The sequence below is a fragment of the Vibrio albus genome (assembly GCF_003144035.1).
Lineage (GTDB): Bacteria > Pseudomonadota > Gammaproteobacteria > Enterobacterales > Vibrionaceae > Vibrio > Vibrio albus.
Genome location: NZ_QFWT01000001.1, coordinates 249,949 through 272,547, shown reverse-complemented (window position 1 = coordinate 272,547; position 22,599 = coordinate 249,949). Strand labels below are relative to the sequence as shown.

Annotated in this window: 19 protein-coding genes and 1 riboswitch; of the genes, 8 read left to right on the top strand and 11 right to left on the bottom strand. The window is 45.4% G+C overall.

Features of this window, described 5'->3' with window-relative positions; genetic code table 11:
• Positions 1-29: 29 nt before the first annotated feature.
• Positions 30-1,139, bottom strand: a complete 1,110-nt coding sequence (gene mnmA, locus DI392_RS01170; protein ID WP_109318071.1) for a tRNA 2-thiouridine(34) synthase MnmA — start codon at positions 1,137-1,139, stop codon at positions 30-32.
• A 76-nt stretch (positions 1,140-1,215) separates the two neighbouring features.
• Complete coding sequence (locus DI392_RS01165) at positions 1,216-1,881, bottom strand: pseudouridine synthase (RefSeq protein ID WP_109318070.1); 666 nt, start codon at positions 1,879-1,881, stop codon at positions 1,216-1,218.
• Between the two features lie 252 nt (positions 1,882-2,133).
• On the opposite strand from DI392_RS01165, the gene DI392_RS01160 reads away from it, so the two are divergent.
• Positions 2,134-4,362, top strand: a complete 2,229-nt coding sequence (locus tag DI392_RS01160; RefSeq protein WP_109318069.1) for an NADP-dependent isocitrate dehydrogenase — start codon at positions 2,134-2,136, stop codon at positions 4,360-4,362.
• 113 nt (positions 4,363-4,475) lie between these two features.
• Here the strand turns inward: DI392_RS01160 and cspD are convergent, their stop codons facing one another.
• A complete protein-coding gene (gene cspD, locus DI392_RS01155) occupies positions 4,476-4,700 on the bottom strand; it encodes a cold shock domain-containing protein CspD (protein WP_181388339.1) in 225 nt (74 codons plus the stop codon).
• A 461-nt stretch (positions 4,701-5,161) separates the two neighbouring features.
• Here cspD and clpS point away from each other — a divergent pair, with 461 nt between their 5' ends.
• Positions 5,162-5,482 (top strand): ATP-dependent Clp protease adapter ClpS, encoded by a 321-nt coding sequence (gene clpS, locus DI392_RS01150; protein WP_109318067.1) that lies wholly within the window; start codon positions 5,162-5,164, stop codon positions 5,480-5,482.
• Positions 5,483-5,530: 48 nt separating this feature from the next.
• Entirely contained in the window at positions 5,531-7,801 is a 2,271-nt protein-coding gene (gene clpA, locus DI392_RS01145) for an ATP-dependent Clp protease ATP-binding subunit ClpA (protein ID WP_109318066.1), read from the top strand.
• Positions 7,802-7,865: 64 nt separating this feature from the next.
• On the opposite strand, the gene infA is transcribed toward clpA, so the two are convergent.
• The 3 genes from infA to aat all read right to left on the bottom strand — a co-directional run bounded on the left by infA (position 7,866) and on the right by aat (position 9,588).
• The gene (gene infA / locus DI392_RS01140; protein ID WP_005493784.1) at positions 7,866-8,084 is read right to left on the bottom strand and encodes a translation initiation factor IF-1; all 219 of its coding nucleotides are present in this window, start codon (positions 8,082-8,084) and stop codon (positions 7,866-7,868) included.
• A gap of 79 nt (positions 8,085-8,163) precedes the next feature.
• A complete protein-coding gene (locus DI392_RS01135; protein ID WP_109318065.1) occupies positions 8,164-8,862 on the bottom strand; it encodes an arginyltransferase in 699 nt (232 codons plus the stop codon).
• Positions 8,863-8,871: 9 nt separating this feature from the next.
• Positions 8,872-9,588 carry a leucyl/phenylalanyl-tRNA--protein transferase gene (gene aat / locus DI392_RS01130; protein ID WP_109318064.1) on the bottom strand — a complete coding sequence of 239 codons (717 nt, stop codon included), beginning with the start codon at positions 9,586-9,588 and terminating at the stop codon, positions 8,872-8,874.
• A gap of 181 nt (positions 9,589-9,769) precedes the next feature.
• On the opposite strand from aat, the gene aroA reads away from it, so the two are divergent.
• A complete protein-coding gene (aroA, locus tag DI392_RS01125) occupies positions 9,770-11,053 on the top strand; it encodes a 3-phosphoshikimate 1-carboxyvinyltransferase (protein WP_109318063.1) in 1,284 nt (427 codons plus the stop codon).
• 163 nt (positions 11,054-11,216) lie between these two features.
• Here the strand turns inward: aroA and DI392_RS01120 are convergent, their stop codons facing one another.
• Positions 11,217-11,462 carry a YciN family protein gene (locus tag DI392_RS01120; protein ID WP_109318532.1) on the bottom strand — a complete coding sequence of 82 codons (246 nt, stop codon included), beginning with the start codon at positions 11,460-11,462 and terminating at the stop codon, positions 11,217-11,219.
• A 415-nt stretch (positions 11,463-11,877) separates the two neighbouring features.
• Here DI392_RS01120 and topA point away from each other — a divergent pair, with 415 nt between their 5' ends.
• From topA to DI392_RS01100, 4 genes are all read left to right on the top strand, one after another.
• Complete coding sequence (gene topA, locus DI392_RS01115) at positions 11,878-14,499, top strand: type I DNA topoisomerase (RefSeq protein ID WP_109318062.1); 2,622 nt, start codon at positions 11,878-11,880, stop codon at positions 14,497-14,499.
• Positions 14,500-15,049: 550 nt separating this feature from the next.
• On the top strand, positions 15,050-16,267 hold the full coding sequence (gene glgC / locus DI392_RS01110) for a glucose-1-phosphate adenylyltransferase (RefSeq protein WP_109318061.1): 1,218 nt from the start codon (positions 15,050-15,052) through the stop codon (positions 16,265-16,267).
• 1 nt (position 16,268) lies between these two features.
• A complete protein-coding gene (gene glgA / locus DI392_RS01105; protein WP_109318060.1) occupies positions 16,269-17,723 on the top strand; it encodes a glycogen synthase GlgA in 1,455 nt (484 codons plus the stop codon).
• A 175-nt stretch (positions 17,724-17,898) separates the two neighbouring features.
• The gene (locus tag DI392_RS01100; RefSeq protein ID WP_109318059.1) at positions 17,899-18,711 is read left to right on the top strand and encodes an alpha/beta fold hydrolase; all 813 of its coding nucleotides are present in this window, start codon (positions 17,899-17,901) and stop codon (positions 18,709-18,711) included.
• 73 nt (positions 18,712-18,784) lie between these two features.
• On the opposite strand, the gene DI392_RS01095 is transcribed toward DI392_RS01100, so the two are convergent.
• From DI392_RS01095 to elyC, 4 genes are all read right to left on the bottom strand, one after another.
• Entirely contained in the window at positions 18,785-19,381 is a 597-nt protein-coding gene (locus DI392_RS01095; RefSeq protein ID WP_109318531.1) for a TfoX/Sxy family DNA transformation protein, read from the bottom strand.
• Positions 19,382-19,498: 117 nt separating this feature from the next.
• Positions 19,499-19,589: riboswitch (cyclic di-GMP riboswitch) on the bottom strand.
• Between the two features lie 174 nt (positions 19,590-19,763).
• Positions 19,764-20,771 carry an HTH-type transcriptional repressor PurR gene (gene purR, locus DI392_RS01090; protein WP_109318058.1) on the bottom strand — a complete coding sequence of 336 codons (1,008 nt, stop codon included), beginning with the start codon at positions 20,769-20,771 and terminating at the stop codon, positions 19,764-19,766.
• Positions 20,772-20,939: 168 nt separating this feature from the next.
• Entirely contained in the window at positions 20,940-21,611 is a 672-nt protein-coding gene (gene torD, locus DI392_RS01085) for a molecular chaperone TorD (RefSeq protein WP_245883893.1), read from the bottom strand.
• A gap of 96 nt (positions 21,612-21,707) precedes the next feature.
• Complete coding sequence (gene elyC / locus DI392_RS01080; protein ID WP_109318057.1) at positions 21,708-22,520, bottom strand: envelope biogenesis factor ElyC; 813 nt, start codon at positions 22,518-22,520, stop codon at positions 21,708-21,710.
• Positions 22,521-22,599: the final 79 nt, after the last annotated feature.

Sequence of the window (22,599 nt, the reverse complement as noted above, 5' to 3'; positions counted from 1 at the left end):
TTATTCGGGGACTATTGATAATACGAGGATTATAGTCTTTTTTCGATAATGCCGCCGCCCAGGCAGACATCATCTTCATAAAATACGGCAGACTGTCCCGGAGTGACGGCTACCTGCGGCTCATCAAAAATCACTTTAATGTTGTTATCATCTACGGGGATGATAGTACACGCAACATCTTGCTGACGATAGCGGGTTTTCACTGTGCAGCGAGTTCGTTCCTTTATCGGCTGTCGGTCAACCCAGTGCAACTGAGAAGCAACCAGACCGTCTGATTTCAGAAGAGGGTGGTCGGCACCCTGAACGGCGATAAGCACATTACGTTTCAGATCTTTGTCTGCGACATACCATGGTGCTTCGTTACCGCCACCACCTTTCTGGCCACCGATATGCAGTCCCTTACGTTGTCCCAGGGTATGGTACATTAACCCCTGGTGCTGGCCGACAACCTCACCTTCCGGCGTTTCAATATCGCCCGGTTGTGCCGGGAGGTAGCGGGAAAGGAACTCTGTGAATTTTCGTTCACCAATAAAACAGATACCGGTGGAATCTTTTTTCTTAGCGGTGATCAGGCCTTGTTCTTCCGCAATACGACGAACTTCAGGTTTCTCCAGTTCTCCCACAGGGAACAAACTACGGCCAACCTGTTCATGACTTAACGTATACAGAAAGTAACTCTGATCTTTGTTGCTGTCTAAACCACGGAGCATCTGCGGTTTATTTGCTCCTTCAGGAAAAGTTCTGCGTACGTAGTGGCCCATTGCTATATAGTCGGCATCCAGTACTTCGTCTGCAAACTCAAGAAAGGCTTTGAACTTAATTTCTTTGTTACACAGGATATCTGGGTTCGGTGTACGACCAGCCTTGTATTCGGCCAGGAAATACTCAAATACGTTGTCCCAGTACTCTGCTGCAAAATTGATTGTATGCAGGTGGATGCCCAGTTTGTCACAGACTGCCTGTGCATCAGCTAAGTCAGCTGCTGCCGTACAGTATTCTTCGTTATCATCCTCTTCCCAGTTTTTCATAAACAGGCCTTCGACCTGATAGCCCTGCTGTTGAAGCAGGTAGGCTGAAACGGATGAGTCAACGCCGCCGGACATGCCGACAATGACTTTTTTCTGGCTGTTATCTGTCATGGATCAATTTCGCTAAGTTTACACGGGCGCTGATTCTAACAGAAAGATACACCCGGGGACAGAGCTGAGAAGGGGATCACAGATTGATTTCTCGCCATTCGCCCGGGGCTAAATCGTTAAGTTTGATGTCCCCCATCGAATAGCGGATTAACCGCAGGGTTGGAAAGCCGATATTTGCTGTCATTCTGCGTACTTGCCGGTTACGCCCCTCTATAATCGTGATGGCTAGCCAGGTTGTCGGAATAGCGGCACGAAAGCGCACAGGAGGCGTTCTTTCCCATACCTCTGGTTCTGGCATGATGGCTACTTTTGCCGGAAGGGTCATCCCATCTTTCAGCTCAACGCCTTGTCTCAGTTTATCCAGATCCGCCTCTTCGGGGCGACCTTCTACCTGAACCCAGTAGGTCTTTGGAGATTTAGATTTTGGCTGGGTAAGCCGGGCCTGCAATATCCCGTCATTGGTCAATACCATCAGACCTTCACTGTCTCTGTCCAGACGGCCGGCAGCGTAAACCTCTTTGACCGGTATATAATCGGCAAGCGTCTTTCTGCCATCCCCGTCAGTAAACTGACTCAGTGTGTCATAAGGCTTATTGAAAACAATCACTTTTCTTTCTTCAGGTGAAACGGCAGGTTTGGTGTTTTTTTTATTTCGCTTGAACCGGGTTTGTGGCTGATTCGGCCGGGAGCGATGGGATGACCGAGAGCGATCTGAACGGGTGCGGTTAGCACGTGAAGTCATGGTTATTATCCTAAAGACGTGATGTAAATAATCGTGAAAGTTTTATCAATGCCTGATTTTACGCTATGATTTGCGCGTTTGAGAAATTGTATCTTAATCCGTACTCATGGATTTGGGGGAGAGAAGGACTCTTTTCCTGATAGAGTACAGTATCGCTGCGCAGTACCGGGAACTCTGAAGGTAGCTGTTCGGTGCATTATTGTCACAGGTTTCTTCCTTACTCCCGGAACCTGTTAGCCATAGGGAAATATCATGCCTACAAAAAAACCAACCATAATCTACACCATTACTGATGAAGCACCAGCTTTGGCAACACAGTCACTGCTGCCGATTATTCGTGGATTTACCGCCTCATCTGGTATTGATGTCGATACGAGAGATATTTCACTTGCCGGTCGTATCATTGCGAATTTTCCGGAATATCTGACACCAGAGCAACAATTAGGTGATGCTCTGGCCGAGCTGGGGCAAATGACTCAGAGCCCTGACGCCAATATTATTAAGCTGCCAAACATTTCTGCATCAGTACCGCAACTAAAAGCGGCAATTAAAGAGTTGCAGAATAAAGGTTACGCGCTTCCTGATTACCCGGAAGAACCTGCCAATGACGCAGAAAAAGCGGTTCAGGCGACGTATGACAAAATCAAAGGAAGTGCGGTGAACCCAGTCCTTCGGGAAGGTAACTCTGACCGCCGAGCGCCTGCATCAGTTAAAAACTATGCGAAGAAAAACCCGCACTCCATGGGCGCGTGGTCTGCAGACTCTAAATCTCATGTATCCAGCATGGAAGAAAAAGATTTCTACGGCAGTGAAACGTCGCTGACCCTGGATAGTGCGACGGATGCACGTATTGAGTTCGTCAGCAACACAGGTGCAACAGAAGTGCTAAAAGGCTCCCTGCCACTAAAGGATAAAGAGATCCTGGATGCGTCGGTACTGAATAAAAACGCACTGGTTGAGTTCTTTGAAAAAGAAATTGCTGAAGCAAAACAGCAGGATGTACTGCTGTCACTGCACATGAAAGCAACCATGATGAAGGTGTCGGATCCGGTTATCTTTGGTCATGCTGTAAAAGTTTACTATAAAGATGTCTTTGCTAAGTACGGTGATGTGTTTGAGCAGCTTGGTGTCGATGTAAACAACGGTATCGGCGACGTATACGCGAAGATTGAATCTTTGCCGCAGGAGCAGCAAGACGAAATCAAAGCCGCTCTGGATAAAGTCTATGAAACTCAGCCAGCCCTGGCGATGGTTGACTCTGATCGTGGTATTACCAACCTGCATGTACCAAGCGATATTATCGTGGACGCTTCTATGCCGGCCATGATCCGTTCTTCTGGTCAGATGTGGGGACCAGATGGTAAACAAAAAGACACGAAAGCGATGATCCCTGATCGCTGTTATGCTGGTGTTTATCAGGCGGTTATCGAATTCTGTAAGAAAAACGGTGCTTTTGACCCAACGACTATGGGTAGTGTGCCAAACGTTGGCCTGATGGCTCAGAAAGCGGAAGAGTATGGTTCTCACGATAAGACCTTTATCCTTCCTGAAGCCGGCGTTGTACGTGCTGTTGATGCAGAAGGTAATGTGCTGCTTGAGCAAAATGTTGAGCAAGGCGATATCTTCCGTATGTGTCAGGTAAAAGACGCGCCTGTGCTGGACTGGGTAAAACTGGCGGTAACCCGCGCGAAAGCAACAGGTGTACCTGCTGTATTCTGGCTGGATGAAAACCGTGCGCATGACGCAGAGCTGATCAAGAAAGTGAATGCGTATCTTCCACAGTTCGACACCGAAGGTCTGGATATTCGTATTATGTCGCCAGTTGAAGCGACTCTGTTCTCTCTTGAACGAATCAAGCAAGGGCTGGATACCATCTCAGTCACAGGTAACGTACTGCGTGATTACCTGACAGACCTGTTCCCGATTCTTGAACTGGGTACATCAGCGAAAATGCTGTCAGTGGTACCTTTGATGGCCGGCGGCGGTCTGTTTGAAACCGGAGCGGGCGGTTCTGCGCCTAAGCATGTTCAGCAGGTAGAGAAAGAAAACCACCTGCGCTGGGACTCTCTGGGTGAGTTCCTGGCGTTAGCGGCTTCTCTGGAGCATCTGAGTGTGGTGACTGGCAATGCTAAAGCTCAGGTTCTGGCTGACGCACTGGATAAAGCAACCGGACAGTTCCTGGACAACAATAAGTCTCCTTCCCGTAAAGTGAATGAGCTGGACAACCGTGGCAGTCATTTCTATCTGGCAATGTACTGGGCTCAGGCTCTGGCCGAGCAGACAGCAGATGCTGACCTGGCAGCACAGTTTGCCCCTGTCGCTAAGCAACTCAGCGATAACGAAACATCCATTGTTGAAGAGCTGAATAACGCTCAGGGTGTGGCTGGTGACTTGGGTGGTTACTATGTTACAGACGCAGAAAAAGTGGCTGCTTTGATGCGTCCTAGTGCAAGCTTCAATGCGATTATCGATTCTCTGTAATCGTTTCTGATTATTGAGTGATAAAATAAAGAACCCGCAAATGCGGGTTCTTCTCTTTTTATCTTATTTTATGGGGTTACAACTCATTAACCACTACTAAATGGCAGCGTCAGTTATTTGGCTGGTTGGCTCGCTTCAATAGGAACAACCGAACTAGCGTGATAACCCTTTGGTCCTTCTTCAACCTCGTAAGATACTTGTTGACCTGCTTTCAGGGTCCGGTAGCCATCCATCTGAATAGTAGAATAATGGGCAAAAATATCGCCATCTTCTCCTTCAGGGCAGATAAAGCCAAACCCTTTAGCATTGTTGAACCATTTTACTGTACCTGTAGCCATGCTATACATCCCTCATGCATTTTTTAACTGAAGTTGTTTTTGCCAATATAGAGGTTAGCATCGCACAGATGCTCACCAACAACGGCATCAGCGAATACAAATTATGGCGCTGCCATATTTTTCATCACTCAGTCCACAATTTAGTCAATGAATTCATGCAGTCAATAGCGTTCATTCATAAATTTAAACATATTTCTAAACAAATCAGTTTTGAGATTAACAAATTTCTAACTTTGTGATCTGATAGGCAAACTGATGCAAGGATTTTTCCTACGGCGGATACATGATTTGAGTGAGTATTTGTCTATGAACTGAGCAAAGATAGCAATGTTTTATTTGCAGGGATACAATTGGTGGATTAGTCTCTTAGTTAGGGGGAAGTTTTTCTGTTCCTTAGTCTCAACAGTGAAGAGCAAACCGACGCTAGGGCGTGAAAAAATTTCAAAAATCAAAGAAGTATAATGAGTAAACACTATGAATGGGTGACTCCAGACTCGGATCTTCTGGAGAAAGAAAAGACGCAGGCAAAAGCACCGTCAATGTATAACGTTCTACTTATTAATGACGATTATACCCCGATGGATTTTGTGATAGATATTCTTGGGCGCTTCTTTTCTATGGACTTAGATCAAGCCACACAAATCATGTTAAAAGTTCATTATGAGGGAAAAGCTATCTGTGGGACGTACACCGCAGAAGTTGCAGAGACTAAAGTGGCGCAGGTAACTGCGTACTCTAGAGAGAATGGACATCCGCTGTTATGTACGATGGAGCAAGTTTAACGCTGGCTTTAACAACATAGGCTGTCTTTGTGCGGAGGTGAGGTATTTATGCTGAATAAAGAATTAGAATCGAGTCTGAACAGTGCGTTTGCACGAGCCAGAGATAAACGTCATGAATTTATGACGGTTGAACATCTCTTGCTGGCGTTACTCGATAACGATGCGGCAAGAGAAACACTAAAGGCATGTCAGGCTGATATAGAAGTCATGCGTCAAGAGCTTGATACATTTATCGATCAAACGACTCCGCTTATCCCTGAAAATGATGAGACACGTGAAACTCAGCCAACATTGAGTTTTCAGAGAGTGTTACAGCGGGCGGTGTTTCATGTGCAGTCTTCAGGCCGCAATGAAGTATCAGGGGCGAATGTGCTTGTCGCTATCTTTAGTGAACAGGAATCTCACGCGGCATATTTGCTTAAAAAGCATGATGTCAGTCGTCTCGATATTGTTAATTACATTTCCCATGGCATTACTAAAGCATCAAATAGTGATGAAGATCCTTCATCGGATTCATTTGGCGAAGGGCATGCTGCAGACGATGTGCCTGCTGAAGAAAAGCTGGAAAGTTTTGCCAGTAATCTGAACCAACTGGCCAGACAGGGTGATATTGATCCACTCATTGGTCGTGATAAAGAACTGGAACGTACCATTCAGGTATTGTGCCGTCGTAGGAAGAATAACCCACTGTTGGTCGGCGAGGCTGGTGTGGGTAAAACAGCGATAGCGGAAGGGCTTGCCTGGAGAATTGTAGAAGAGCAGGTACCTGAAGTGATCAAAGACAGCGTGATTTATTCACTGGATATCGGCTCGCTACTTGCCGGTACGAAATACCGCGGGGACTTTGAAAAACGTTTTAAATCTGTCCTGAAACAGCTGGAAAAAGAAAAAGACGCCATTCTGTTTATCGATGAAATCCACACTATCATCGGAGCAGGTGCCGCATCTGGTGGTCAGGTGGATGCTGCAAACCTGATTAAGCCGTTGTTAAGTAGTGGTAAATTACGCTGTATCGGTTCAACGACATATCAGGAATATAAAAATATCTTTGATAAGGAACACGCGCTTTCCCGCCGGTTCCAGAAAATCGATATTGTTGAGCCATCGCTGGATGACACCACGAAGATACTGATGGGGCTTAAGCCGAAGTATGAAGCGCATCATGATGTGCGTTATACCAATAAGGCGTTACGCGCGGCGGTAGAGCTTTCTGCTAAGTACATTAATGAAAGGCATTTACCAGATAAAGCTATTGATGTCATCGACGAAGCTGGTGCGAAAAGTCGTCTGGTCCCGGCAAGCCGCAGGAAGAAAACGGTTGGGGTCGCTGATATCGAGGCCATGGTTGCTAAGATGGCCCGCATACCTGAAAAGTCAGTATCCTCTACGGACAAAGATGTCCTTCAGTCTCTTGATCGTAAGATGAAGATGCTGGTCTTTGGTCAGGACAGTGCTATCAGTGCATTGTGTGAGGCCATTAAGCTGAGCAGAGCTGGCTTGGGTGAAGAGCATCGCCCGGTAGGTTCCTTCTTGTTTGCTGGCCCGACAGGGGTAGGTAAAACCGAAGTAACACTTCAGTTGGCGAAGCTGATGGGTATCGAGTTATTGCGCTTTGATATGTCTGAATATGGTGAAAGGCATTCGGTCAGCCGTCTGATAGGTGCGCCTCCTGGCTACGTTGGCTATGATCAGGGTGGTTTGCTGACGGATGCAGTCATTAAACACCCTCATGCGGTTGTGTTGCTGGATGAAATTGAAAAAGCGCATTCGGACATCTTTAACCTGCTATTGCAGGTAATGGATAACGGTACTCTGACCGATAATAACGGGCGTAAAGCGGATTTCCGTAATGTTATTCTGGTGATGACGACCAACGCAGGTGTACAGGAGACTGTGAAGAAATCTATTGGTCTTATTCAGCAGGATCACAGTCACGATGCGATGGCGGAAATCAAACGGGTATTTACCCCTGAATTCCGTAACCGTCTGGATAATATCATCTGGTTTAACAGTCTGAGTGAAGATGTGATCCATCAGGTTGTCGACAAGTTTATTGTTGAACTGCAGGCTCAGTTGGATGCCCGTGGCGTGTCAATGGAAGTATCTGAAGATGCACGTCAATGGATTGCTCATAAAGGCTATGATAAAGCGATGGGAGCTCGGCCTATGGGCCGGGTTATTCAGGAACAACTGAAGAAACCATTGGCGAATGAACTGTTGTTTGGCTCATTGGTAAATGGCGGAACCGTGAAAGTCGTACTTGAGAAGGATGAGCTGCAATTCCATTACCGGAATGAGGAAGAAGAGCCGGTTCATTAACCCTGCCTTCTGAAAATAGAAAACGGAGCATTATGCTCCGTTTTTTGTACCCGGGAATGAAATATTAACGAGCACGGAAGACGATGCGACCTTTAGACAGATCGTATGGAGTCAGCTCCACAGTCACTTTGTCACCAGTAAGAATACGGATGTAGTTCTTACGCATTTTGCCGGAAATATGCGCGGTTACAACGTGACCATTTTCAAGCTCTACACGGAACATAGTGTTAGGCAGGGTATCCAGAACGGTACCTTGCATTTCAATTACGTCTTCTTTAGCCATTTAATCCTCTTTAGAAACAGGCAATTATCAACGGCAATTCGTGCCATTAATACAGATATAAAATAAGTTGGTGCGTATTCTACCCTTGCCACCGGTGATTTACTAGCCTTTGATGGCGCTTAAAACGAACTTTGTAGTTCATTGCCGGACATTCATCTATCTGGTAGCCAAGGTAAAGCCATTGTTTTTCCTGAGCCTGACAAAATTCGACCTGACAAAGTACCGCGATCGTACCTAAAGAAAGGGGGTACTCTGGGTCAAAGAAGGTGTAAAAAGCGCTGGCACTGTTATCCATAATATCGGTAACAGCAATACCAATCAGGTGATCGTTATCGTAGATATGCAGAAATTGAGTATCCAGCCAGCGACAGTGGGCAAAGGTGAAAAACTGATCTTTTTTGGGAGGATACATAGTACCGTCTTGATGACGGGAGCAGATATATCGGCGGTAAAGATCAAACCAGTTGCTGTCCATTTCTTTTTTCAGCTCCCATCGCAGGGTCTGAATTTTGTTAATGAGCCGTTTCTGACTTCTGGACGGAACAAAATCAGGAATAGCAATACGGATGGCTTCACAAGCCTTACAAGTACCGCAATAGGGGGTGTATACGGTATCACCACTACGCCTGAAGCCATTAGCCAGCAGAAGTTCGTATCCTTCAGGTGAATGCAATGCATCATCTAAAGCGACAGCGACTTGCTCTGAGCGGGATTTCAGATAACTACACGGGTTATAGGAAGTTAACCCTATCTTTATATGCTGTTCTTTAGGAATCATACGTGTCCTTTATTTATCACGGCCCTCGGTTAACCATTGTGGCTGATAACAGGCTTGACTGACGTTCTGTGTCTTAAGGTGATCAAGCAGCTTCAGATATTCCGGTCGCGTAATTTCAATAGCGCCCAGCGACTCTGTATGGGGGTTCAGTATCTGACAATCGATGAGCTTTCCGTCATGCTGGTGAAAGTGTTCACAGAACTTCCATAACGCAATTTTAGAGGCATTCGTTTTTTTGCTGAACATGGACTCGCCACAAAAAACCTGCCCCATCTGAATACCATATAAACCACCAATGAGTACTTCGTTTTCCCATACCTCAACGGAGTGACAAAAACCAAGTGTTGCTAATTGAGTATATGCACGCTGCATACTTTCATCCAGCCAGGTTTCTTCGTCAGGACGAAGTTCGCCGCAAAGGCGGATAACATCGGCTGTCGCTCGGTTAATACTGACCCGATACCCGGATTTACGGAAAAATTTCTTCAGGCTTTTAGCCGGACGAAACTGATTGGGTATAAAAATAGCGCGTGGAGAAGGGCTCCACCACAAAATAGGGTCACCAAGACTGAACCAGGGGAAAATACCGTTGTTATAGGCCGCCAGAAGTCGTTCGGGACTGAGATCGCCTCCCATAGCCAGCAGGCCGTTGGGGTCTTCCAGTGCTTCGGATGGTTCAGGAAACTGTAGATCGTACGGATTTAGTTCCGGCAGGTAAATGGTCATTATTAAATTAAAGTACTGCGTTTGTTGCTATGGTTAAAAGTGTATTTTTAGTATAAAGCGGATTCCTTCTGTGTGGGAAGGATTTCTGCTGGCGATTTTGGTCAAAATTAGCTAGTCTGCGGTTACGAAAAATTCAATTCTCACGTGTTCTGCGTGATAATTTCAAGGACAATCGATTTTAATGGAAAGCCTTACGCTACAACCTATTCGCCTGGTTAACGGTGAAGTGAACCTGCCGGGTTCAAAAAGTGTGTCGAACCGAGCCCTTCTTTTAGCTGCTTTGTCTAAAGGTACTACACGCTTAACCAATCTTCTGGATAGTGATGATATCCGTCATATGTTGAATGCCCTAACTAAATTGGGTGTCACTTATCAGCTTTCTGAGGATAAAACCGTCTGTGAAGTTCAGGGGCTCGGACGTCCTTTTACTGCTTCTGAATCACTGGAACTGTTTTTAGGTAACGCTGGTACAGCCATGCGCCCATTAGCTGCGGCTTTATGCCTGGGTGAAGGCGAATATGTACTGACAGGCGAACCACGAATGAAAGAGCGCCCGATCGGGCATCTGGTAGAAGCTCTGCGTGAGGCCGGAGCTCAGGTTGAATATCTGGAAAATGAGAACTACCCACCGCTGAAGATTCAGGGTACCGGGCTGAAAGCCGGAACGGTTTCCATCGACGGTTCAATTTCAAGCCAGTTTTTGACGGCATTTTTGATGTCTGCTCCTCTTGCTGATGGTGAAGTGACAATCAAAATTAACGGTGATCTGGTTTCCAAGCCGTATATTGATATTACTCTGCATATTATGCAGCAGTTCGGTGTGAAGGTAGAAAACCGCGATTATCAGGAATTCGTGATTCCGGCGGGTCAGTCTTATGTGGCACCTGGCGATTTCCTTGTTGAAGGGGATGCCTCTTCGGCCTCTTACTTCCTTGCTGCCGCTGCGATTAGAGGTGGTGCTATCAAGGTGACTGGTATTGGTAAAAACAGTATTCAGGGCGATATCCAGTTTGCGGATGCGCTGGAAAAAATGGGTGCCGAGATTGAATGGGGCGATGACTATGTGACGGCTCGCCGTGGTGAGTTGAAAGCCGTGGACATGGATTTTAACCATATTCCGGATGCCGCTATGACCATTGCGACAGCTGCACTGTTTGCTGAAGGTACAACCGCTATTCGTAACGTGTATAACTGGCGGGTAAAAGAGACAGACCGCCTGGCAGCGATGGCGACAGAATTGCGTAAAGTAGGTGCTGAAGTGGAAGAGGGTGAAGATTACATTATTATCACACCACCAGCTCAGCTGAAACATGCGGAAATTGACACGTATGACGATCACCGTATGGCGATGTGTTTCTCTCTGGTTGCCCTGAGTGATACACCTGTCACAATCAACGACCCTAAGTGTACGTCAAAAACATTCCCGGACTACTTTGATAAGCTGAAAGGGTTAAGTCAGGACTAATGTAGGCCTGTGTCGCTTAATCAGGCAGGCATTAACGCAAACATGCATAAAGCCATCCATGGGGACCCGCCGCGTCTTTCCTGGCGCGGCGGGTTTGCTTATCAATGCCAGCCTGCTTTTGCCAGCAATGTATTCTAAATGTTTACTAATGTATTCTAAACGCTTACTTAAGCGTAAATTCCTTAGACAAATGATGCGCCAAATATTTAAACATATTAAATACGGCGGTGGTTTCTGTGGTCGGCAGGCCGTTGTCGTCTAGGAAATAGTTACCCTTAAACACCAGTACACCCTCTTTTTCTTCAACAGACTCAGCGCGCATTCCTTCGATATAATCGTCATGATCCTGAATAATTTGATTGGCTATCATCAGCAGGTCAAATTCAGAAATTGATTTTTTCTCGCTCATTTTTTTCTCGCTCATGGACATATGATCACTCATACAAGAGTGTTTTCCGATAATTTTGATGTTAACCAGTGTATTGGTACGGAATATAATTTCAATTATTTTGTGACCTCTAGCGTATTTAGCAGCATAAGGGCATAAATGTATTGATCGTTAATATCCGGCATGGGTATCCTGCCGGGCTTAAAACAATACGCATATGTGAGAATAAAAGTAACTGGCGGATAAGCGAGCAGTTGTCAGTAAGTCGGGTTGATTTTTATAAAAACAGGTTGACCTTCGCTAAATCTCGCTCAATAGTAAAAAAAGAAGCTAATTTTAGGTATGGTATATGCAACGTTCAACTATAGTGTCTGTTAAAGCGGCTATAGTGTGTACTAAAGACCATTCAGAATGATTGAGGACGTCAGAATCAGTTATGGGTAAGTCACTGGTAATAGTGGAGTCACCAGCTAAGGCGAAGACGATTAACAAATACCTTGGCAAAGATTATATTGTTAAGTCGAGTGTGGGTCACGTACGTGATCTTCCTACTGCTGGTCAGAGTAGTGGTCAAAAAGCTGCGCCGATTTCAACCAAAGGTCTGAGTCCGGAAGAGAAAGCCCGGATTAAAAAAGAGAAAGAGAAAAATGCTTTGATCAAAAAGATGGGCATTGATCCTTTCCACGGCTGGGAAGCAAACTATCAGATCCTTCCTGGTAAAGAGAAAGTGGTTTCTGAGTTGCAGAAACTCGCTAAAGACGCTGACCAAGTATATCTCGCAACCGATTTGGACCGCGAAGGAGAAGCCATCGCTTGGCACCTTCGTGAGATCATCGGTGGCGATGAAGAGCGATATAAACGCGTTGTATTTAACGAAATCACCAAAAATGCCATTCAACAGGCATTCCAGGCTCCCGGTGAGCTGAACATGGATGGTGTCAATGCCCAGCAGGCCCGCCGTTTTATGGACCGTGTTGTGGGCTTTATGGTCTCTCCGCTATTGTGGAAGAAAGTCGCCAGAGGCTTGTCTGCCGGGCGCGTTCAGTCAGTTGCGGTAAAGCTGCTGGTAGAACGTGAGCGTGAGATCAATGCCTTTATTCCGGAAGAATTCTGGGATATTCACGCAGATACAAAAACGCAGGACAAAACCGATTTCCGCCTGCTGGTGGCACAAAAAGAAGGTTCTGCCTTCAAGCCGGTTAATGAAGCTGAAACCAAAGCGGCGATGGCCGTTCTGGAAAAAGCAGCTTATGAAGTGTGCAAAAGGGAAGACCGCCCGACACAGAGTAAGCCATCGGCACCGTATATCACCTCAACGTTGCAGCAGGCTGCAAGTACTCGCTTAGGTTATGGCGTAAAGAAAACCATGATGCTGGCTCAGCGTCTGTATGAAGCCGGTTACATCACTTACATGCGTACTGACTCAACTAACCTGAGTCAGGAAGCCGTAGAAGCCGTAAGAGGCTATATTACCGATGAGTTCGGTGATGCCTATCTGCCGGCTAAGCCTAACGTTTACGGCAGCAAAGAAGGCGCTCAGGAAGCGCACGAAGCGATTCGTCCTTCAAGTGTGGAGGTTGTTGCTGATGACCTTCAGGGCATGGACCCGGATGCGCACAAACTGTATGCGATGATCTGGAATCAGTTTGTCGCCTGTCAGATGACTCCGGCTAAATACGATTCAACCACCATCAGCGTGAAAGCGGACGAATATACCCTGAAAGCGAAAGGACGTATCCTGAAATTTGACGGCTGGACTCGTGTGCAACGACCTCTGGGTAAGAGCGAAGACCAGATCCTGCCGGCAGTGCAGATTGGCGATACCTTAAGCTTGCAGAAACTGGATCCAAAACAGCACTTTACCAAGCCACCGGCACGTTTTACGGAAGCGGCACTGGTTAAAGAGCTGGAGAAGCGTGGCATCGGTCGCCCTTCAACATACGCATCCATCATCTCAACGATTCAGGACCGTGGTTACGTTAAGGTCGATCAGCGCCGTTTTTATGCGGAAAAAATGGGTGAGATTGTCACCGATCGTCTTGATCAGAGTTTTAACGACCTGATGAACTACGACTTTACTGCCCGTATGGAACAGAAACTGGATCAGATCGCGACTGGCGATACGAACTGGAAAGGCGTTCTGGACAACTTCTTTGCTGATTTTTCAGGAGATCTAGAGAAAGCAGAGCTGGACGTAGATGACGGCGGTATGAAGCCGAACAGTATCGTTCTTACCGATATTGAATGTCCTACCTGTGGTCGTCCTATGGGCATCCGTACCGCGTCTACTGGTGTGTTCCTTGGATGTTCCGGTTACGCTCTGCCACCGAAAGAACGTTGTAAAACAACGATTAACTTAGGTGACGAAGAGGGCATTATCAACGTTCTTGAAGAAGACGTTGAAACCGCAGCATTGAGAGCGAAGAAGCGCTGCCCTAAATGTGGCGTGGCCATGGACGCTTATCTGATCGATGAAAAGCGTAAGCTGCATGTGTGTGGTGATAACCCGAACTGTGACGGTTATATCGTTGAGCACGGCGAGTTTAAACTGAAAGGGTATGATGGGCCGGTTGTCGAGTGTGACAAGTGTGGTTCAGATATGGTTCTGAAAAATGGCCGCTTCGGTAAATATATGGGATGTACTAACGAAGAGTGTAAGAACACCCGTAAGATTCTGAAAAATGGCGAAGTGGCTCCGCCGAAAGAAGATCCGGTGCATTTTCCGGAACTGCCGTGTGAAAATTCAGACGCCTATTTTGTTCTTCGTGACGGTGCTTCCGGTCTGTTTATGGCTGCGAGTAATTTCCCTAAATCACGTGAGACAAGAGCACCGTTGGTTTCTGAGCTGGTTCGCTTTAAAGAGCGTATTTCAGAGAAATTCCAGTATTTGGCTACAGCTCCTGAGAAAGATCCGGATGGTCGTCCTACCGTGGTTCGTTTTAGCCGGAAGACGAAAGAGAACTATGTCCGTTCTGAAATAGACGGTAAACCATCAGGCTGGACTGCTTTCTACGCTGACGGTAAATGGGACATAACCGACAAAAGAAAAAAGAAGTAGTTAATAATAAATAAGGCAAGAGGGCGATCATTAGATCGCCCTTTTTTATTCTTAGTGCTCTTTTGGGGGCGCTTCTATTTCCCCCTGATATTGAACGGGATAGAGCGTTGTCTAATGCAGGTAATGCGCTGTACAAAGCAAAATCTGCCGGACGTAATAGCGTCAGATTCTGATATACCTCTTAAAATACGATTTAGTCCCTTCCGAACAGAACTTTTTTATAGTCTATCCTATTGTAATTTCTAAATGTTATAGTAAAGTTAACTGTGTTATCTCGTGGATAAATAAACTCAAATATCAATTACAATTAATAACAAAAAAATAAATATGAGTGCAGGTCGATAACGAGGTAATGCGTTGGTGTAGCTCATTGTTGAGCTTAATTGTTGTTGGCTAGGAACATATCTCTATCATTCCCAACAGGATTAACTTTTCCTGACAGTGCACCAAGTTTATTGTGCAGGTGTTTGGGCTGAGAATGCATTACGGTTTTCTCGGTCGATAAACGCCTGCTCTGTTTCTATAAAAATAAAACTTGGAGAGTAACAATATGGCTGGTGTTTTAAGCATGATTCTTGCGGGTGGAGAAGGGGCTCGCCTGCGTCCTTTAACTGAGAGCCGTAGCAAACCTTCGGTTCCATTTGGTGCGAGTTATCGTTTAATTGATTTTGCTCTGAATAACTTTGTTAATGCTGGTCTGACACAAATCTATGTGCTAACTCAGTTTAAGTCTCAGTCACTCTATCTGCATATGAAAAAGGGCTGGAACTTGTCCGGGATTACCGGCAGCTTTATCGATTCGGTTCCGGCCCAGATGCGGGACGGTAAGCGTTGGTACGAAGGTACTGCAGACGCTATTTACCAGAATATCAGTTTTGTAGAGTTATCCGAACCGGAGCAGGTCTGTATTTTTGGTTCTGATCATATTTATAAGATGGATATTCGGCAGATGCTGGATTATCACAAAAGCAAAAATGCACGCCTGACGGTATCCGCATTAAGAATGCCTCTTTCGGAAGCTTCTCAGTTTGGTGTCATTCAAGTTGATGAAGACGGGAAAATGATTGGGTTTGAAGAAAAACCAGCAAATCCGAAACCGATTCCAGGTGATCCTGATTTCGCTCTGGTTTCGATGGGGAATTATGTTTTTGATACCAAACCTCTATGTCAGAACTTACGGGAAGATGCGGTCAATAAAGAGTCCAGCCATGACTTTGGTAAAGACATTATTCCTAAGATGTATAAAGAAGGTGGAGTTTATGTCTATGACTTTTCAACTAATGTTATTCACGGGGAAAAAGAAACCACTTACTGGCGTGATGTAGGTACGATTGATTCGTACTGGGCTGCACATATGGATCTTCTGGATAAAGACCCAATGTTTTCGCTGTATAACCGTAAATGGCCGCTACATACTTACTTCCCACCGTTGCCGCCAGCAACGTTTGCCGATATCGGCGATCACGAAACTTGCGTAAAAGACAGTCTGATTGCCGGAGGTAGCTATGTTCAAGGTGCTCATGTTTATAAATCTGTGTTAGGCTACCGAAGCAATATTGCACCAGGTTCAATGATTACTGAGTCTATTCTATTGGGTGATGTGAAAATTGGTGCGGGTTGCAGCATTCGAAAAGCAATAATAGATAAACATGTAGAGATCGCTCCCGGAACCGTGATCGGTGAAAACCCTGAACAGGATGCAAAAAGGTTCCACGTGTCACCTGAAGGGATTGTGGTCATAGCAAAAGGAACAAAAGTTGGGTTCTAGAATGGAACAAACGAAAATTTGGTTTACTGTTTCAGAGGCTCAGGGTCTTGTAAAAAGCGGGGGCTTGGCAGATGTTGCCAAGGCTCTGCCTAAAGCACTACAGGAGCTTGGTCATGATGTATCTATAGTTATCCCCGGCTATAGTATCCTTCCCGGATTTTACGAGGCAGAAGAGGTTCTCTCTACAGAATTAGACTTCTGGCCACATACTCATTACAAAATAAGAAAAATGATGCTGGATGGCGTACCTGTGTATGCCATCGAGTGTGAACAGTATTTTAACCGGTCAGAGTTGTACGCCGAACATAATACGGCGTATTCCGATAATGGTGAGCGCTTTAGTTTTTTCTGTGCGGCGGCTCTGGATTGTCTGCCAAAACTCGGTATTCAGCCGGATATTATTCATGCCAATGACTGGCATACCGGGCTCGTACCGTTTTTATTGAAAAATCGTTATAGCGAAGAGTCTTTTTTCTCGGGCATTAAAAGTGTTCTTACTATACATAATGCTGTCTTTCAGGGCATATATTCTTACGATGAGCTACAGATTATTCCTGAGCTACAGGCGATAGGGATGGAGCATTTGCGTTACAGTCACTCTCATATCGGTATGCTGAGAGCGGGGATTGCTTATGCGGACAAGATCAATGCGGTTAGCCCGAATTATGCTCAGGAGTTACTTACCCCCGTGGGTTCTCATGGGCTGGTGGATGACTTTAACCGGCGTGTTGACGACTTGCGCGGCATCCTGAACGGCTGCGACTACAGCGAATGGGATCCTAAGACAGATAAATACCTCCCTCTGCACTATTCTGCCAATGAACAAAGTATGCTGAAAGGAAAGCTGGCAGCCAAAGAGGTGCTACAGGATGAATGTCACCTTCCCTGTGAAGAAAAGCCGCTGTTTGGTATGGTGTGTCGTCTGACCCACCAGAAAGGGTTTAACTACATTTTACCTATCTTAGAACAGTTTCTGCGCAACGATATTCAGATTGTTATTGTGGGAACGGGTGATCCAAAAATCGCGGACAGACTGCGCAGTATTTCTGCCAATTATCCAGACAAGTTTACGTTTGTCGAAGCATACAGCAATCGTCTTGCGCATTTAGTCGAAGCCGGCTCTGATTTCTTCCTTATGCCTTCAGAGTTTGAAGCTTGTGGTCTTAACCAGATCTACAGTATGGCCTACGGTACGCTGCCCATTGTTCGTGAAGTTGGCGGATTAAAAGATACGGTCATTGATGTCGACGTTGAGCCAGAGAATGCCACTGGTTTTAGTTTTCATTACCCTCTTGCGAAAGATTTACTTATTACGATGCAGAGAGCTCTCATTTTCTATCTGCAACAGCCAGAAAAAATGCGGGAAACTCAGCTAAGAGCAATGCTGCGTAATTTTAGCTGGCAGCATTCTGCGATTGAGTATGTTGATATGTACCGTAAGGCTTTGCAGCAATAGAGCGTTACCTGAACACATATTAAGGCTCTTGTATGGGAATACAGGAGCTTTTTTTGTGTATGGCTCATGTCGGTAGGAGAGCAGTGTCACAGACTGTTTATCTTACAAGACAGCGCTTAAAAAGGTGTGGTAACCTCAGCCGTTGAGTATTATTTAGAGAAATATAAATTAGGAAATGTCCCAAGAACTGTTGTTTCATAAAACGTACCACCATCCTACTTCAAAAGAGTGGGTAGTCTTTGTTCATGGTGCCGGAGGAAGCTCCTCTATCTGGTTTAAACAGATCAAAGCCTACAAACAGCATTTTAATTTGCTGCTGATTGACCTGAGGGGGCATGGACGTTCCGACCATCTGATTAAAGAACTGATTACCAATAAATACACATTTAAGGATGTGACTACCGATATTTTAGCGGTGTTGGATCACCTGAAAATTCACTCTGCGCACTTTGTCGGTATGTCTTTGGGAACGATCATTGTCAGGAATTTGGCAGAGCTGGCTGCCGAGCGCGTACAATCTATGGTGCTTGGCGGAGCCATTACCAGACTGGATATTCGTTCACAGTGTTTAGTGACACTGGGAAACCTTGGTAAACATATTATTCCTTATATGTGGCTATATAAATTATTCGCCTATATTGTGATGCCACAGAAGAATCAGAAAGAATCCAGGCACTTGTTTGTCCGTGAAGCGAAAAAGTTGTGCCAGAAAGAGTTTAAGCGCTGGTTTATTCTCGCGGCAGAGGTGAACCCGCTGATGCGATATTTCCGGGAAAAAGAACTGGCAATCCCGACCCTTTATCTGATGGGAGACCGAGACTATATGTTTATTCAGCCCGTGAGAGAAATGGTGGCAGAACATAAGCAAAGTTTCCTGTGGGAAATCTCTGATTGTGGTCATGTCTGTAATGTGGAGAGGCCGGAAGAATTCAACCAGAAGTCGATTGAATTTATTACTAAATTCAATGGCCAGCCTATCGTTGCATAAAGTAACAAAAAGGCAAAGGCTCCTAAAGAGGCCTTTGCCTTATTGATTGCCTGATTATTTCAACAGCAGGCTGTTAACATTCATCAAGCTGATGCATCAGGTCATCTCTGGTCTGTTTAGACAGTACAGACCAATGTTTACCTTCAATCGCGCCTTCAAGAGCCCAGAGGAGCTCAAGGCTTACTTGACTTGAATGTGTCTGCTGTATCGCTTTAAATGCACTTACCGCACCGGCCTTTTTTAGTTCAGAGACACTGTTAATACCGGCTTTTTTCAGCATTCGTTCTGTACCAAGCCTCAGGTTCGGCAGATCTTTAAGTCGGGTTGGCTTCTCTTCTGCCTGTGCTGTCTTCTCTTCTTTCGCATTTTCCAACGCAACTGAAGCGACAGACAAAATCTCATCTGGCGTATCCCACATACCGTCAGGTAAAGCGAAATATTTAGTAACGACAGGAAAGCCACGTTTTTTATACACGTATGGTTCATATCCTGCATCTTTGAATTGCTCAGTCGTCAGTTGGCAAGAACGGATATGCAGGGCATCATTCACCACAAGGGCGAACATTGTCTCATCGACAAAGATGCCAAATCCACCAAACATGGAGCGGGATTTCACCTGCCCAAATTGCTGGAATAGACGGAGTGAATTTTTTAGTACTGGTTTATCCATTGCTTTAATCTCGGGTTCGTAAATTGATCCAACCAATCCATTTCCGAGAAATTAGCACACAGTTGCATTCTGATGTCAGAACATAGTCAAACAAAATCGCACCGCTGCTAATTTGTCTTCGGCAACCCCGCTACCTTTTCTTGTTTTGACAAGAGGAAGGCCGGAAGCTTTGCGTCCCATCTTTTCAGATGGTTTGCCCTGGTCGTGACAATGTCAATATAGGAAAATTTTGGACAAAGATCACGCAATAAAGAAAATAGTGTGACCTGTATCACATCAAAATTGGAACTTTAATGCCAAAGAATGAAATTTTAGTCGTATAAAAGTCAGTCTTAGGGGCTAAATAGATTTCTTTTTAAGAATATCTGTTCACTATGTCCATCTATGCGTTCAAATTTTTGACGCTGTCACGAATGACAAGCTCTGGCTGCATTTCAAAGACATGCCTTTCATGCTCTTTGTTCTTGATTCTCTCAAGCAATATTTCAAACGCTGTTTTACCTACACGACGCTTGGGTTGGTGGATGGTCGTCAACGGCGGAGAAAAATAACCGGCCAGTTCAATATTATCGTAACCGATGACAGAGATGTCTTCCGGAACACGGGTGCCTACCTGCTGTAATCGGCTCATCAGGCCCAGCGCCATCGTATCGTTAAAACAGAAGACGGCCGTCGGTCTGTTTTCCAGAGCCAGAATTTTATCAGCAGCTTCGACGGCGGTATCGCATTCGAAATTACCCTCAATGATGTTATTCTCATCGAATGTAAGTCCGGCTTCTGCCAATGCGCGTTTGTAACCCAGAATCCGCTCCTGGCAAATGGCTTTTTCCAGGTGTCCGCTCAGGCAGAAAATATTGGTATGACCATTTTCAATCAGGTACTTGGTCGCCATATAACCACCTTCTTCTGAATTATCAATGATCTTATCAGAAGCAGAACTCTCTGGTCCCCAGTCCATAATTACTTTAGGGATATCAGAGTAAGTATCGAGCATTTCCTGAAGCTCTTTGGTCAGGTCAGAGCACATAACCAGGATTCCATCTACACGCTTTTCTGCCAGCATACGAATATAGTCGCGTTGTTTTTCGTAGATACCCCCCGTATTACACAGAATCAGGGTGTACCCCTGTCGATAACAATAGCTCTCTACGCCATCAACGACCTCCGCGAAGAACGGGTTTGTCGATTGCGTCACTAACATACCTATGGTGCGGGTGGTATTACATTTCAGGCTACGGGCAACGGCGCTGGGAGCGTAATTCAGCTCTTTTACCGCTTCCATCACTTTTTGTTGAGTAGTTTCGGCAACAAAGCGGGTTTTGTTGATGACATGGGAAACGGTTGTGGTTGAAACACCAGCAAGGCGAGCAACGTCTTTTATTGTGGCCATAAATTCTGTCCTTTAGACATTCGGTAAGGAGGTATACCGAAAACACAAAAAACCGCTACGTAAAGGATAGCGGTTTTTATCAATATTTATCATTATTTGTCGGGGCAAATTTTAGTCTTTATCAACTGATGAGACAATATGAACCACCGCCTTATATCACATAATAAGCTATTTTTTCTCCGAAGTGCCGGCTGATAAATACGAAGAATCAAGTCTGCAAAAATTAAGTAACAGATCTGAAACATGACGATAAAAGCCAAGTGAGTCGTATTCAGCACATCGTTTGACGAAAGCCGGCAACCAGTTCAGTAAGTCATCCTCTATGAAGTTTTTCTGTTCCAGAAACGCTAAGTCCATATGCTCGGGTTTTTCAAGTTCATTAGAGCGAATGATCATATGGCTGAGTAAGTCGAGTTCCGTTGCCAGGTGGTCTGCCGGTTCATGGAATTTGCTGTCTTCCTGAATGCCTTTCTGCTGCATTAATTCAGTGATCTTCCGGGCAGGTAGAGTCGGATCATCCACATAAGCGGATGCACAGGGAGAAGCTTTGGGACCGTTATGGTCGGAACGGATATACAGCAGCTGAAAGTCATCTGCTAATTTTTTATGGGCTTGGGGATCCGATTCTATCTGACGGATCACCTTAATAAGCTTATTGGTAGCGGACTTGAGAACCTTGTTATTACCCAGCCCGGACAAAAATGCTTTTATCTCGGGTTGGTGATATGCATTTAGCTCAGAAGGGGTAAGTGGTCGGATAAAAATGCCGGAAAGCCACCAGTAAATTTCTGCTCTCTGCTCATTGAACGCTTTTATCTCTTGCATGTTGGTCTGTTGCATAGAGGTGTCCCGACGGTGGTATTTACCTTATTAATAACGTTTTCTAGCCTTTGTTATGTAATAAATAGTAGTACAACCGTCAGAAATCAACATACCCTAACTTTCTGTTTCCATAGCCAAAGGCTCTTGCTCTGGAGCCTGACCACCACTCATCAGGTAGTCTCGCAAGTGGCTCCACCAGATCCCCAGTTGTTCATGCCAGTAAAGTTCTGTCTGCTCCAGATAACTAGAGGAGGGGGTATATTTTATCCATGGCTGATGGATCTGGCTGTGGGCAAGAAAGTTCGTTGGTGCCGGAATCGGATTCAGGCCAGCGGAATGAAATTCCATTAAGGCCCGTTTCATATGGCTGGCAGAGGTTACCAGCACCAGATTTTTGTTATTAACAAAGGCGGCGGCCTGGCGGGCTTCCTCCCATGTGTCCACAGCGGTTTCCAGCAAAATAATATCTGGCTTTGCGACGCCAAGCGCAAGAGCTACTCTGGCCATCATTCTTGCGTGGCTGAATTCAGAGCCACCGGCATAGCCGGAAAGAATCAGCTTTGCTCCCGGATACATTCTTTGAATCCGTATGCCTTCCGTAAGACGCATCAAAGCGGTGCGGCTAAGCTCGGAAGTTGGAGGAATTTCTGGGTCTACAATATGGCCATTACCTAGAACCATTACATAATCGATAGCGTCTGCTACTGGCAAAAAGGCTTTATGCTCTCTTTCCAGTGGCATAAGAAGACGGGTCGAGATCGGTTGAAATGAGGCCAGAAAGATGCCACCAAGGGAAAGAAACAAGAAGAGGCAGCCAAAGCGATGGTGCCTTGAAAACATCACCATCCCCAGACCGATAAACCCTATAATAAGAAGGGCCGGCAGCGGCATTGCTAAAGAAGACAGTATTTTTTTCAGCTCAAACATACTTAATAGTCCGAAAAATCATCACTTAGTTATAAAAATAGAGCTTAACTCTTTATTACTTATATTCCTATGACAGAAT

Excerpts from the sequence above, each read along its gene's own strand:
- purR (WP_109318058.1), bottom strand. The coding sequence starts at position 20,771 with ATGGCCACAATAAAAGACGTTGCTCGCCTTGCTGGTGTTTCAACCACA.
- infA (WP_005493784.1), bottom strand. The coding sequence starts at position 8,084 with ATGGCTAAAGAAGACGTAATTGAAATGCAAGGTACCGTTCTGGATACC.
- torD (WP_245883893.1), bottom strand. The coding sequence starts at position 21,611 with ATGCAACAGACCAACATGCAAGAGATAAAAGCGTTCAATGAGCAGAGA.
- mnmA (WP_109318071.1), bottom strand. The coding sequence starts at position 1,139 with ATGACAGATAACAGCCAGAAAAAAGTCATTGTCGGCATGTCCGGCGGC.
- clpS (WP_109318067.1), top strand. The coding sequence starts at position 5,162 with ATGAGTAAACACTATGAATGGGTGACTCCAGACTCGGATCTTCTGGAG.
- DI392_RS01135 (WP_109318065.1), bottom strand. The coding sequence starts at position 8,862 with ATGATTCCTAAAGAACAGCATATAAAGATAGGGTTAACTTCCTATAAC.
- DI392_RS01165 (WP_109318070.1), bottom strand. The coding sequence starts at position 1,881 with ATGACTTCACGTGCTAACCGCACCCGTTCAGATCGCTCTCGGTCATCC.
- elyC (WP_109318057.1), bottom strand. The coding sequence starts at position 22,520 with ATGTTTGAGCTGAAAAAAATACTGTCTTCTTTAGCAATGCCGCTGCCG.
- glgC (WP_109318061.1), top strand. The coding sequence starts at position 15,050 with ATGGCTGGTGTTTTAAGCATGATTCTTGCGGGTGGAGAAGGGGCTCGC.
- DI392_RS01095 (WP_109318531.1), bottom strand. The coding sequence starts at position 19,381 with ATGGATAAACCAGTACTAAAAAATTCACTCCGTCTATTCCAGCAATTT.
- DI392_RS01160 (WP_109318069.1), top strand. The coding sequence starts at position 2,134 with ATGCCTACAAAAAAACCAACCATAATCTACACCATTACTGATGAAGCA.
- aat (WP_109318064.1), bottom strand. The coding sequence starts at position 9,588 with ATGACCATTTACCTGCCGGAACTAAATCCGTACGATCTACAGTTTCCT.
- cspD (WP_181388339.1), bottom strand. The coding sequence starts at position 4,700 with ATGGCTACAGGTACAGTAAAATGGTTCAACAATGCTAAAGGGTTTGGC.
- DI392_RS01120 (WP_109318532.1), bottom strand. The coding sequence starts at position 11,462 with ATGAGCGAGAAAAAATCAATTTCTGAATTTGACCTGCTGATGATAGCC.
- DI392_RS01100 (WP_109318059.1), top strand. The coding sequence starts at position 17,899 with ATGTCCCAAGAACTGTTGTTTCATAAAACGTACCACCATCCTACTTCA.
- aroA (WP_109318063.1), top strand. The coding sequence starts at position 9,770 with ATGGAAAGCCTTACGCTACAACCTATTCGCCTGGTTAACGGTGAAGTG.
- topA (WP_109318062.1), top strand. The coding sequence starts at position 11,878 with ATGGGTAAGTCACTGGTAATAGTGGAGTCACCAGCTAAGGCGAAGACG.
- clpA (WP_109318066.1), top strand. The coding sequence starts at position 5,531 with ATGCTGAATAAAGAATTAGAATCGAGTCTGAACAGTGCGTTTGCACGA.
- glgA (WP_109318060.1), top strand. The coding sequence starts at position 16,269 with ATGGAACAAACGAAAATTTGGTTTACTGTTTCAGAGGCTCAGGGTCTT.